This is a genomic window from Limnoglobus sp. (genome assembly GCF_059499385.1).
The window spans coordinates 14,887-27,730 of the sequence record NZ_JCABYM010000108.1 but is presented as its reverse complement, the minus strand read 5'-3'; the positions used below and the strand labels follow the sequence as shown (position 1 = coordinate 27,730).

The following is a 12,844-nucleotide window of genomic DNA, read 5'->3' as shown; positions in this document are numbered from 1 at the left end:
CATCATGCCGCAAGGGCGGGAGTTAGTGCAAGACCAGTTGTGAAACAGCCTCTACGGAACTCATCCATGAAGAATTTGGCCCCCGCCCGCCGCGGGTTCACGCTGATCGAGTTACTCGTCGTGATCGCGATCATCGCGATCCTGATCGGCCTGTTGCTCCCGGCGATTCAGAAGGTCCGCGAGTCGGCCGCCCGGACGAAGTGTACGAACAACCTGAAGCAGATCGGCCTCGCCCTGCACAACTACAACTCGGCGAACGGGTTCCTCCCGCCGGGGGCGATGGACCACACGTCCGGCACGGACCCGAGTTACGCCAAGACGGCCCGGCGGCTCGGCCTCGTCGGGAACGTGATCCACAGTTGGACGCCGTTCATCCTGCCGTACCTGGAGCAGAACAACCTGGCCGCCCAGTACGACATGAAGATCAACTGGGAGGCGAACACGGCGGCGATCTCCACGAAGCTGAACGTGTTCATTTGCCCGAGCAATCCGAACCCGGACAAGACGTGTAACAAGACCGTCCGCGGCGTCCCGGTGGCGGCCCCGCCGACGGACTACGCCCCGAACAACGCCTACGCCTCCAACCTCGAGCCGCTGTACGTGGACGCCCTCGGCCACAACAAGCTGCGGGACGGCGTGCTGGAAACGAACGCGGCCTGGAGCCTGGCGGACATCCACGACGGGGCGTCGAACACGGCCGTCATCTCCGAGTGCGCCGGCCGCCCGGACCGGTACGTGTTCGGCCGGCTCGTGACCCCGGACATCGGCACGGACGGCGGGTGGGCGGACCGGGCGAACGCCTACGCCACCCACGGGGCGCAGCCGAGCGACGGCGTGACCGCGCCCGGCCCGTGCCACACGAACTGCAACAACGGGAACGAGGTGTACAGCTTCCACACCGGCGGGGCGATGCACGTCTTCGCGGACGGCTCGGTCCACTTCATCAAGGCGAACATGGACATCCGCCAGTTCGTGAAGTTGCTCAACCGTCAGGGCGGCGACATCGCCGTGATCGACTAACCCCCCGGAGGCCGACCGATGCGACACTTCAAGTGGTTGATGCTGGTGGCGGCCGCGGCCGCGGCCGGGTGCGGCGAGCCGGCGGCGGAGACGGGGCCGGTCGAGGTCGTCCCGGTGACCGGGCAGGTGATCTACGACGGCAAGCCGGCCGCCGGCGTGCGGGTGACGCTCGTGCCGATGGACGCCCCGAACCTGCCGCGGATTCCGCAGTACGCGAACGGCGTCACCGACGCCGAGGGGAAGTTCAAGCTGACGACCTACGCGAAGGACGACGGCGCGCCGGAGGGCGGCTACCAGGTCGTGCTCGACGGGTCGAAGCCGCACGACGTGAACAACGTCGGGGACGAGGAAAGCGAGGACACCGACCTGTTCAAGGGTTGGTACGACGCCATGCACTCGAACCTGAAGGTGCGGATCGCGAAGGGCAAGGGCGACCTCCCGCCGTTCAAGATCGCGAAGGTCACGAAGCCGGCCGGGATGTCCGAAGGGATTCCGGGCCGGAACTGAGCCATAGTAGTAGGCACACTCCGTGTGCCGTTTCCTGTCGGCCGCGGCGACTCGGACGAACGCGCCGCGACATGAAGGAAACGGCACACGGAGTGTGCCTACTACTATCACCCCTTAATCACACCGATCGGCCGCATCCGCGCCACCTTCCGCGAGAGGTCCGCCTCGTGGACCACCTCGACGACGTGGTCCACGTTCTTGTACGCGTTCGGCTGCTCCTCCGCGAGGCCGTGGCGGCTGCTCGCCATCGCGATCACGCCGCGGCTCTCCAGCTCCTTGTCGATCCGCTTGCCGGCCGCGGCCTTCACCGCCGCCGTCCGGCTCATCGCGCGACCCGCCCCGTGGCACGTCGTGCCGAACGTCTTCGCCATGCTGCCCGGCGCGCCGACCAGCACCCACGACGCCCGGCCCATGTCACCGGGGATGATGACCGGCTGCCCGACGCTCCGGAACTGCGCCGGGACCTCCGGGTGGCCGGCCGGGAACGCCCGCGTCGCCCCCTTGCGGTGGACCCACACCTTCTTGAGCTTGCCGTCAACGGTGTGTTCCTCCAGCTTCGCGATGTTGTGGGCCACGTCGTAAAGCTGGTACATGTCCAGGTCTTCCCACGACCGGCCGAAGACGTGGGCGAACACCTCGCGGGCCTGCTGCATGAGCAGTTGCCGGTTGCAGAACCCGTAGTTCGCGGCCGCCCGCATCGCGGCGATGTACTTCCGGCCCTCCGGCGACTCGGCCGGGGCGCAGGCGAGCTGGCGGTCCGGCAGGTCGATGCCGTACTTCTTGTCGAGGCCGCGGAACGCCGCGAGGCCGTCGTCGCACACCTGGTAGCCGAGGCCGCGGCTGCCGCTGTGGATCATCACGCAGACCTGGTTCAATTCGAGGCCGAAGACCTTCGCCACGTCGCCGTCGATGACGGCATCGACGACCTGCACTTCCAGGAAGTGATTGCCACTGCCGAGCGTGCCGCATTGCTCCGCCCCGCGCTTGACGGCGTGGTCCGTCACCTGATCCGGGTCGCCGTCGGCGATGAACCCGTTCGCCTCCGTGTACTCCAAATCCCGCGGCACGCCGAGGTCGCGGCCGACGACGAACTTCGGCCCCTCGCCCATGAGCCGGCGGGTTTCCTTGGGGTCGAACTTGTACTTCCCGCTCTTCCCGACGCCGGACGGCACGGTGTAGAAGAGGGCCTTGATCAGTTCCTTCAAGTGCGGCTTCACGTCGTCGAGGAAGAGGTTCGTCTTCACGAGGCGGACGCCGCAGTTGATGTCGTACCCAATGCCGCCGGGCGATATGACGCCGCCCTCGGCCGGGTCGGTCGCGGCGACGCCGCCGATGCAGAATCCGTACCCCCAGTGGATGTCCGGCATCGCCAGGCTGTGCCCCTGGATGCCCGGCAGGAACGCGACGTTCGCGACCTGGTCGGCGGCCTGGTCCTTGCGAATCTGATCGAGCAGCCGGTCGTTCGCGAAGATGAGGCCGTCCACCCGCATCCCCGGCTTGTAGCTCTTCGGGATGCGGACGCAGCACGGGTCGATCCGCTCCAGCGGCCCGGCGAAACTTTCCTTCATGACAAACCCTTAAATGTCCACGATGACTTCCGCCAGCCACCCGTCGGCGGTCGGCTCGACCTTCAGTTCGTGGTACGTGATCGCCTTGACTTCGTGACTCAACGGATGCCGCGAGCGGTCCACGGGTTCCCCCCTAATCGTCGCGGTGAGGCCGTCGGGCCGGACTTTCACGTCGAAGTGTGCGAACAACATGCCGTCCATCTCGAACCGGCGGAGAAGCTCGCGGAGCCAGTCGAACAGCAGGAACTCGCGGTCGTCGCCGGCGATTTCGATGGTTACGGTGGCGGGCGGGCGGATGGTCGTCACGTCCTCGACGACGGCCGAGAAGAGGCAGACGCCGGCTTCGGCGAACAGCGCGTCGAGCGTCGGGGCCGTCACGCGGAGGCCGAGGTCGGCGGTATGCTCGAAGAGTTCGTGCATGGCGGCGGCGTACTCGTTGCCGGAATGGAGGGCGGACGGGCGGACGGGGTTCAGGTGAACGTGATGAAGGGGTCGTGGAACTCCGCCAAGTTTGAATCCATGATTTCGTACTGGCGCGAGTCGCCGTAGATATGCGCAAGGCAGCGTTCGACTTCAAACGGTTCGGCGTCCACAAGCTCGATGTCGCGGTTCAGAATGTATCCGAGATACGGGACGAGTCTTTCCTGAACGGGGTAGGTAGTAGCCAAGACGATCTTCTTTCCAGCTGTTGTCAGCGGGACCAGATGGTGTCCAAACGCAACCGCCGCAGGTAGTAGCTCGACGGCTGCTGGATGAGGATCGAAGTCGGACAGTCGGACACGCACATTTTTCGGCGGCAGTAAGCGGCTAAGTAAATCACGGTGGCGGACGAAGACACTGGCCGGAATCGTCAGCCGCGCCCGCACGCCAGCAACGAAGCCGTCCCGCCGGGCGGGGTCGAATGCCGTCCCTTGTTCGAGCGTGTTGGCCCGGAGGTAGCCGGCCCACGCCGCGTCCTGCGGCCGGCCGGAGTCCTCCAGCCAGTCGGCGAACACAAGCCTCGGCGTCTCGTCGGCCGGGTTGGCCAGCACGGTGCGGAACAGGGCGAGTGCGTCGGGAGGCGCGGTCATTGGGTGTCATCCTGAACGAGGGCCGACCCGTTCACACTACCCGATGCCGACGGCCGAGGGCAATCACTTCGTCGGCCGGGGATGCTTCTGGCGAAGGCCCGCGAACGGTTCCGAAAGAAAGGGTGTGGCGTAGTCGTCTTCCATATAGATGCCGTTCGCCCAGTAGGGGTCGGCGGACAGGATTTGATCAACTTTTTCCGTGTCGTGCTTGTGCAACGCGATCAGTAACTCGACCCGAACCTTTAAAAACTCGTTGCGACTCGGGTACGTCATGATTAACGAGTCGAGCATTCCTTCCGCCTCGTCGAGTCGGCCCAACATGACGAGCGAATACGCCTTGCGAAACCGCATGTCCAGTGAGTAGAAGCCCAGGAGCGTTCGATACTCAGGCGGGCCGTTTTTCAGCATCTTTTCCCGATTCTTCGGGTCCAAGAACTCCTCGGCCAAAGCCACCGCCTCGGAATGCTTCTTCGTGTCGGACTTGAAAATGACCTCGTGGTAGACCCGCTCGGGGTCGTTCGGGTAATGCTTACGGTGCGTGTCTAACAGGGCTTGCATGTCCGAATGTTTCTTGTCGGCCGACATGCGATGGGCCAACGCTTGAAACACGCGGCGACGCGGCGCGAGTTTCTCGTATGCCTCGCGCCACAGGTTCCGGCGATAGAGTCCAGCGACCCGGCATCCGAAGATGGACTCGTATTCCCGTTTCTCCCCGGACTGCATCTCGGCGGGTAAGCGCGCGAACGCCGCCTCAGCTTCCTCGAAGCGGCCCTCGCAGTAAACGAGATATGTGGAGATGAGTTGTGAGAACGGTTCCGACTCGCCGACAGGATCGGACCGGTTGAGGTCGTTCAATTCGCGAAGGAGTTGAAGCGCGCGACCGTGCTTCGCGTCGTTTTTCGGCCAGGTAGAACTGCCCGACTTGTCAATCAACCGGAGCGTCCACAACTTGAACGCCTTCGGCTTGTCGTCCCCGTCGATCGCACGGTAGGCGTCGAGCTCCCGCCCGGCCCAGAACGCCGCCACCGCGTATTGGCCGCCACCGCGTATTGATCGACGGGGTCCAGCTTCTTTTCCCGGCACGCCTCGCGGTAGCTCAGGTACTCGTCCGCGTCGAACGCCTCCGCGACCGGCCCACCGCCGGGACCGATTTTGATGAGCGGCAGCCCACGGTTCTCGGGCAGGCCCGGCATCGCCACCCGGAGGATGACCCAGCCGAGCAGCACAGCCAGGATGACGGCCAGGGCGAGAAAGCGGCGGTATCTCATCGCGACCCTCTTGACAATGATTCCGGCATCGAGCTTATCCTGTGATTCGCACGGAACCGAGACCATTTTCGCGCACGGCGAGATTCCGCCAGCTCCGCGTCCGTTGTCGGATGAAGCGGTCCGAGAACCTGGGCGAATTCTGCCGGTCGCGCGGTCTGTATTGACCCGTTCCCCGCCCGATTCTTAGACTGACATTCTGGCCCACTACGCACCCGACGCCCGAAGGCACGACCAATGGCGACCGACACGAAGGTTGAATCCGGATTCCTCGAAAAGCTCGGCGACAAGTTCAACGGGTTCATCGAGGGCAGCCTCGGCTTCGTTACCCGGCTGTTCGGGTCCGCGAACGAACGGATGGTCAAGTCCGTCGGGTTCGTGCGGCCGAAGAGTGCCCTCCAGCACACCGTCATCCCCGGCTCGATCCTCGACAAGATCAACAAGTTCGAGGACGCGATGAAGGCCCTCGACGACGACGGGCTGAAGGCGATCACGCCGAAGCTGAAGGAGCAGCTGAAGGCCGGGGCGACGCTCGAGGACGTGCTGCCGGAGGCGTTCGCCGCGTGCCGGGAGGCGGCCCGGCGGGCGAAGGGGATGCGGCACTACGACGTGCAGATGGTCGGCGGCGTCGTGCTGCACCGCGGCAACATCTCCGAGATGGTCACCGGCGAGGGGAAGACGCTGGTGGCCACGCTGCCGGCGTACCTGAACGCGCTCGAGGGCAAGGGCGTCCACGTCATCACGGTGAACGACTACCTCGCCCGCCGGGACTGCGAGTGGATGCTGCCGATCTACCAGGCGCTCGGGGTGACGGCCGCGTACATCCAGTCGGACATGGAGCCGGAGCGCCGGCGGCACGCCTACGAGTGCGACATCACTTACGGCACGAACTCCGAGTTCGGGTTCGACTACCTCCGCGACAACATGAAGCCGGCCCGGTTCGACGACGAGAAGTACGACGCGTACTACCGGCAGGTTCAGCGGACGCCGCTGAATTTCGCGATCATCGACGAGGTGGACAACATCCTCATCGACGAGGCCCGGACGCCGCTCATTATCAGCGGTCCGGCGTACACGGACGTGAAGAACTACGAGAAGGCCGACGAGATCGTCCGCAAGCTGACTGAGCTGGAGAAGAAGGCCCGGCAGGAGATGAAGGCGTCCGGCAAGTCCACGCTCACCGGCACGGAGGGCGACGGCCTCCCCATCGTCGGCACGCTCGACCCGGAGAAGGTGAAGGAAGTCCCCCGCGGGATTTACTTCGAGATCAAGGAGAAGGACCGGTCCGCGCACCTGACCGACCTCGGCGTCCGCGAGGCCGAGCGGCTGGCCGGCGTCGAGAGCTTCTACACGCCTGGCAACATGGAGTGGCCGCACCTGCTGGACAACGCCATCAAGGCGCACCACCTGTACCACAAGGACCGGCACTACATGATCGCGCAGGACCCGCGCGAGAACAACGAACTCGGCATCATCATCATCGACGAGTTCACCGGCCGGGCCATGTTCGGCCGCCAGTGGAGCGACGGGCTGCACCAGGCGGTGGAATCCAAGCACCGGCGGGACGGGGTGAAGATCAAGCAGGAGACGCAGACGCTCGCGACCGTCACCCTGCAGAACTTCTTCAAACTTTACAACAAGCTCGGCGGAATGACCGGGACGGCCATGACCGAGGCGAGCGAGTTCGCCAAGATTTACGACCTCGACGTGGTCGCGATCCCCACGAACAAGCCGCTCCAGCGGGTGAACCACCCGGACCTCGTGTACAAGAACGAGAAGGACAAGTGGGACGGCGTGGTCGCCGAGGTCGCGGAGATCAGCAAGACCGGCCGGCCGATCCTCATCGGCACGACGGACGTGGCCAAGAGCGAGACGCTGTCCGCCATGCTGAAGCGGCGCGGCGTCAAGCACGAGCTTTTGAACGCGAAGCCGGAGAACGTCTCCCGCGAGGCGGAGATCGTCTCACAGGCGGGGCGGCTGAACGCCGTGACCATCTCCACGAACATGGCCGGCCGGGGCACGGACATCATCCTCGGCGGCAACGCCGAGACGCTCGCGTGGGCGCGGCTGAAGCAGCTCAAGAACGACGACAGCCGCCCGCTCTACCCGACACGGCTGGAAGTGCCGGAGGACGTGTGGAAGAAGACGGTCGATGAGATCGAGGCGAAGGAGAAGATGAAGGAGGAGGGCCGCAAGGTCGCCGAGATGGGCGGCCTGCACATCATCGGTACGGAGCGGCACGAGTCCCGGCGGATCGACAACCAGCTCCGCGGCCGGGCCGGGCGGCAGGGCGACCCCGGCTCGTCGCGCTTTTATCTTTCCCTTCAAGACGAACTGATGCGGCTGTTCGGCGGCGAGCGGATGGCGCGGCTGATGAATAGCCCCCTCATCGGGCTGAAGGACGGCGAGGCGATCGAGAGCAACATGCTCTCCAAGCAGATCGAGAAGGCCCAGCGGAAGGTCGAGGAGTACCACTTCGACCAGCGGAAGAACCTGCTCGAATACGACGAGGTCATGGACACGCAGCGGAAGCGGACGTACTCCGCCCGGCAGGCGATCCTGGACGGCGGCAACCCGCGGATCATGATCCTCGACATGATCGACGCGCAGATCCGCGACGCGGTGAAGCGGTACACGGCCGACGACTACGGCACGGCCAGCTTCGCCGCGTTCGCCAGCGGCCGCCTCGGGGTGGAGTTCGACGCGGCCGAGTTCAAGGGCTGCACGTTCGAGGAGGCCGTGCAGGTGGCGCAGGACCGCGCGCTCGACACGGCCCCGATCTACATCCAGGAGGCCATCGACGAGAACCTCGGCGGCGACGACGAGAAGGACTGGAAGTGGCAGGAGCTTGCCCGCGTCGCCGAGACGCGGTTCGGCTTGAAGGTCGGCGTCGCGGAACTGAAGAAAATTGGCAAGGACAACCTCGGCGAGTACCTTCAGGACGCGGCGAAGAAGGCGGTGGAGGCCGTGGACCTGTCCGACGGCCGCCGCTACCTCGACCGGCAGTACGGCCTCGACTCGCTCGGCGACTGGGCGCGGCAGCAGTTCGGCCTGGACATCGACGCGAAGGTCTTCGCGGGGCAGGACCGCGACGAGATCGGCGGCGTGCTGCGGCAGAAAATCCGCGAGGTCTACCGGAACAAGGACATCGAGTTCCCGGTGACGGTCGGGCTGGCGGCACACCTCCCCGAACGCACGACGCCGAACCGCCGGCCGAACCGCGAGCAACTGCTCGGCTGGACGATGCACCGGTTCCGCGGCCCGGCCGTCGCCGAGGACGTGTTCCGCACGGAGCCGCGGTCGATCATCAAGGACAAGCTGCTGGAGATCAACAAGGCCGCGATGCCCGCCGCGGACTACCCGGAGATCGACGCGCACCTGAAGGACGTGTTCAGCGGCGCGACGGTGTCCGAGGCCGGCGACGCCGCCGAGTTGGTCGAGTGGGCGAAGACCGAGTTGAAGCTCGAACTCGATCCCGCGGCGCTGACCGGCGTGACTGAGAAGAAGGCCCGCGACGTGCTGCTGAACGCCTACGACGAGCACTACCGCCCCGAGATGCACGACATGGAGCGGCGGCTGGTGCTGGACGAACTCGACAGCGCGTGGAAGAGCCACCTGCTCACGATGGACCACCTCCGCAGCACCGTTGGCCTGGCCGGGTACGCCCAGGAGGACCCGAAGATCGTGTACAAGAAGGAGGGGATGAAGCTGTTCGAGATGATGTGGGACGGCATCCACGAGAAGACGACGAAGCTGGTGTTCAAAATGGAGGACGTGGGCGAGGAGCAGGTGCAGAGCGCGTACTACGCCGGGGCGATGGCCGTCCACCGGCAGGCCGAGAGCGCGATGCGGGCGCGGGCGGCGCAGGTGTCGGCGGAGCAGCAGGCCCAGGTGTCGGCGGCCGCGAACGCGGGCGGCGGCGAGGTGAAGAAGGTGGAAACGATCCGCAACGTCGGGGCGAAGGTCGGCCGCAACGACCCGTGCCCGTGCGGGAGCGGGAAGAAGTACAAGAACTGCCACATGAAGATGGAGCAGGTGAACTGACACGTTCGGGCGAAAGCCCAGGCACGGCCGTGCCTGGGCTTTCGCCCAGATTTCACTTCTTGACTAGCCGCACATCGGCGACGTTCAGAAACGCCTCGACCATCGCTTTCTCCTTGACCTTCGGCGCGAGCGTGCGGAACAGCTTCGCCGCCTCGTCGCGGTCGCCCTTGAACCACAACTGGTACGCCAGCACGAACTGCACCGTCACGTCGCCGGGCTGCACGGCCGCGGCCGCCCGCAGTTCCGCGAGTTGCTCGTCGAATCTCGCTGGGTTCGCGGCGTACAGCGGCTTCGGCGAGAACGCGCTCGCCGGCCAGTCCGGGGCGAGCTTCAGCCCGTCGCGGATCGCGGCGGCCGCCTCCGCGTACTCGCCGCGGGCGAATCGTACCTGCGCGAGCAGGAAGTGCGGCAGCGGCTCGTTCGGCGTCAGCCGGATCGCGGCGTCCAGCCGCTCCACGGCCCGGCCGTACTCGTCGGCCGCGAACGCCGCCTGCGCGACCCGCACCTGCCGGGCCGCCTCCCGCCGCGGGTCCGCCTCCCGTTCGTCCGGCGGCAGATTCGGCACAGGCGGGCGGGCCACCACCGGGAACTCCGGCGGCTTCTTCGGCTGAATGACGTGCCAGTTCTTCAAGTTCACCGGCGGCCGCGGCTCGACCGGCCGGGGCGGGCCGTCGTCGAACCCGTGCAGGTCGTAGCCCCGCGGCAGCACGATCACCGGCTGCGGCACGACCACGACCAGCGGCGACGGCGCGTAGAACCCCCACGGGCTGAACGCATACGGGCCGCACCCGGCGAACGGGTTCGTGCAGAACCCGGTCCCGTGGAACCGCGGCCCGCCGACGGAGAAGGCGACCCCGCCCTTCGGCCCGAACCCGCCCGCGACTACCACCTGCGCGTCGGCCGAGGCCTGACACGCCGCCACCGCCGCCACCGCCACGATGAACCGCATGATTGACCCTCCGTGCTCGTTCATTCGTACCACGCCGCGGGCGGCCGGGCCAACGGAATCACGGTTTCGTGTAAGCCGCCCCTTCCCCAGCCGGTATCCGTGGAACACCGGCCTCGTCGGAATGTTTGTCGGACGGCGGGCCGCGGGCCTAAAATGCTTCGACCGCTCGCGACTCGCACCCGGAAAGGCGGCCCTTCACGATGCGTTGGCTCACCGCGATCCCGATCTACAACGAGGCGAAGTCCGTCCGCGACGTGCTCGCCCAGGTCCGCGAGTACTCGTCCGACATCCTCGTCGTGGACGACGGCTCGACGGACGGCACGGCGAAGCTGCTCGACGCCGAGCCGGGCATCTTCCGCGTCACGCACGCCCGAAACCGGGGGTATGGCGCGGCCCTGAAGAGCGCGTTCGACTTCGCCCGCACCCGCGGGTACGACGTGCTCGTGACGATGGACTGCGACGGCCAGCACCAGCCGGACCGGATTCCCGTGCTGCTCGAACAGGTCGGCGACTCGGACATCGTCTCCGGCAGCCGCTACCTCCGCGACTTCCGCACGGACACGCCCGCCCCGTCCGACCGGCGGTACATCAACGCGACCATCACCCGCGAGCTGAACGAGAAACTCGGGCTGGAAATCACCGATGCGTTCTGCGGGTTCAAGGCGTACCGCCGCGACGCCCTGCGGCGGCTGTGCGTCACCGAGACGGGTTGGGGGATGCCGCTCGAAGTGTGGGTGCAGGCGGCGAAGGCCGGCCTCCGCATCCGCGAGATCGGCGTGCCGCGGCTGTACCTCGACCCGTCGCGGGCGTTCGGCGGCGTGCTGAACGACCCGACCGAGCGGCTGGCGTACTACCGGTCCGTGATCGAGGCGGCCGAGCGGGAGTGGGAACCGAGTCTCGATTGCCTACCGGAGATGGCGTGAGCGCGCCGCACCGCCGGTTCCGCGCCCCGCAGCGGGACCGCGAACTCCTCGCCGAGCCGCCGTTCGCGGTGGTCCCCGAACTGATCGAACGAAACCGCCAACTCCTCGCCACCGACCGCGTTCGCATCGACGGCCTTCCCCTCCGCGACCTGCGACAACTGGCCCGCCGGGAAGTCCTCGGCGTCTCGCACGACCACCCGCTGATCGTCACCGGTCATCAGCCGGAACTGTTCCACCCCGGCGTGTGGGTGAAGAACTTCGCCGCGTTCGGCCTCGCCCGCCGGGTGCGGGGCGTGCCGCTGAACCTCGTCGTGGACAACGACACGGTGAAGGCGACCGACATCAAGCTGCCCGCGTGGGAGGCGTGGGAGCCGCCGGCGGTGCGGCTCGCGAGTTGCGCGTTCGCTGAGGTTTCCGGCGAGCCGACGTGGGAAACGCTCACGGTGGAGGAGGCCCAGCTCGAATCGTTCCGCGAAAAGGTTTCGGCGATCACGCGGAACTGGGGCGACCAGCCGCTCCTCGCGGAAGCCGTCTCCCGCATGAAGGGTCGGACGCTCGGCAAGCGGTTCGTCGCGGCCCGGCAGTCGTTCGAGCGGGCGTGGGGCTGCGAACTCGCGGAAGTAACCGTCAGCCAACTTTCCCGCACGGAAGCGTTTCGCCACTTCGCCCGCCACCTGCTCGCGGACCACGACCGGTTTCGCGCGGCGTACAACGCGGCGGTCCAGGCGTACCGCCGACAGCACGGACTGCGGAGCCGCACGCACCCGGTCCCCGACCTGGCCGAGAACGAATCGCCGTTCTGGAGCGTCGTCGAGAACCGGCGGCAGAAGGCGACGCCGACTTCCTCGCCGGACCACCTCCGGCCGCGGGCGCTGACGCTGACGCTGTTCGCGCGGCTGTGCCTCGGCGACTTCTTCATCCACGGCATCGGCGGCGGCAAGTACGACGAGGTCACGGACCGCATCATCCGCGACTACTTCGGCCTCGAACCGCCCGCGTTCCAGGTCCACTCGGCGACGCTGCACCTGCCGCTGCCGACGTTCGCCTCGACGCCCGACGACTTGAAGCAGGCGGAGCGACTGGTCCGCGACCTGCAGTGGAACCCGCAGCGGTATCTCCCGGCAGATCAGGATCACGCCCAACTTCTAGCGGAAAGTCCTACCGACCGGGCCGGGCGGCGGCGACATTACCGTGAGTTTCGAGTACTGGTGGAGAAGTTGCGGCCGAACGTGGCAAACCGACTACGGGACGCGGAAGTGAACCTGACCCGCGTGCGGGCGGAGGTCGCTGCGAACGCGATCCTGCAACGGCGGGATTTCTCGTGGGTGCTGTACCCCGAATTCTTGCTGCGGCCGTTCATGCAAGATGTGATGGAGCGGGCGAGGACGGTCTTGTAGGGTGGTGGGGGGGGGGGGGGGGGGGCCCCGCCGGGGGGGGGGGGGCCCCGGGGGGGGGCCCCCCGCCCCCCCCCCCCCAACACCCCGGGCAACACACCACC

Annotated in this window: 10 protein-coding genes; 5 read left to right on the top strand and 5 right to left on the bottom strand. The window is 66.8% G+C overall.

Going from position 1 to position 12,844, the window contains the following annotated elements; translation table 11 throughout:
* The first annotated feature begins 66 nt into the window (after positions 1-66).
* Together AC5JJ2_RS19605 and AC5JJ2_RS19600 are read left to right on the top strand one after the other, a co-directional pair.
* Positions 67-1,020 carry a DUF1559 domain-containing protein gene (locus AC5JJ2_RS19605; RefSeq protein WP_495859717.1) on the top strand — a complete coding sequence of 318 codons (954 nt, stop codon included), beginning with the start codon at positions 67-69 and terminating at the stop codon, positions 1,018-1,020.
* 18 nt (positions 1,021-1,038) lie between these two features.
* Positions 1,039-1,527 carry a hypothetical protein gene (locus AC5JJ2_RS19600; protein ID WP_495859716.1) on the top strand — a complete coding sequence of 163 codons (489 nt, stop codon included), beginning with the start codon at positions 1,039-1,041 and terminating at the stop codon, positions 1,525-1,527.
* 107 nt (positions 1,528-1,634) lie between these two features.
* On the opposite strand, the gene AC5JJ2_RS19595 is transcribed toward AC5JJ2_RS19600, so the two are convergent.
* The 4 genes from AC5JJ2_RS19595 to AC5JJ2_RS19580 form a co-directional block, all read right to left on the bottom strand.
* Positions 1,635-3,095, bottom strand: coding sequence for an RtcB family protein (locus AC5JJ2_RS19595; protein WP_495859715.1), 1,461 nt, complete (start codon positions 3,093-3,095; stop codon positions 1,635-1,637).
* A gap of 9 nt (positions 3,096-3,104) precedes the next feature.
* Positions 3,105-3,515 (bottom strand): archease, encoded by a 411-nt coding sequence (locus tag AC5JJ2_RS19590; RefSeq protein WP_495859714.1) that lies wholly within the window; start codon positions 3,513-3,515, stop codon positions 3,105-3,107.
* Positions 3,516-3,565: 50 nt separating this feature from the next.
* Entirely contained in the window at positions 3,566-4,165 is a 600-nt protein-coding gene (locus AC5JJ2_RS19585) for a TIGR02996 domain-containing protein (protein ID WP_495859713.1), read from the bottom strand.
* Positions 4,166-4,228: 63 nt separating this feature from the next.
* A complete protein-coding gene (locus AC5JJ2_RS19580; protein WP_495859712.1) occupies positions 4,229-5,191 on the bottom strand; it encodes a hypothetical protein in 963 nt (320 codons plus the stop codon).
* Positions 5,192-5,667: 476 nt separating this feature from the next.
* Here AC5JJ2_RS19580 and secA point away from each other — a divergent pair, with 476 nt between their 5' ends.
* Positions 5,668-9,474: a preprotein translocase subunit SecA gene (secA, locus tag AC5JJ2_RS19575; RefSeq protein ID WP_495859711.1), complete on the top strand. Its 3,807-nt coding sequence runs from the start codon at positions 5,668-5,670 to the stop codon at positions 9,472-9,474.
* A 52-nt stretch (positions 9,475-9,526) separates the two neighbouring features.
* On the opposite strand, the gene AC5JJ2_RS19570 is transcribed toward secA, so the two are convergent.
* Complete coding sequence (locus AC5JJ2_RS19570) at positions 9,527-10,423, bottom strand: tetratricopeptide repeat protein (protein ID WP_495859710.1); 897 nt, start codon at positions 10,421-10,423, stop codon at positions 9,527-9,529.
* A gap of 200 nt (positions 10,424-10,623) precedes the next feature.
* On the opposite strand from AC5JJ2_RS19570, the gene AC5JJ2_RS19565 reads away from it, so the two are divergent.
* A complete protein-coding gene (locus AC5JJ2_RS19565) occupies positions 10,624-11,346 on the top strand; it encodes a glycosyltransferase family 2 protein (RefSeq protein ID WP_495859709.1) in 723 nt (240 codons plus the stop codon).
* Positions 11,343-12,743, top strand: a complete 1,401-nt coding sequence (locus AC5JJ2_RS19560) for a hypothetical protein (protein ID WP_495859708.1) — start codon at positions 11,343-11,345, stop codon at positions 12,741-12,743. The genes AC5JJ2_RS19565 and AC5JJ2_RS19560 overlap by 4 nt, the downstream gene beginning before the upstream one ends.
* Positions 12,744-12,844 lie beyond the last annotated feature (101 nt).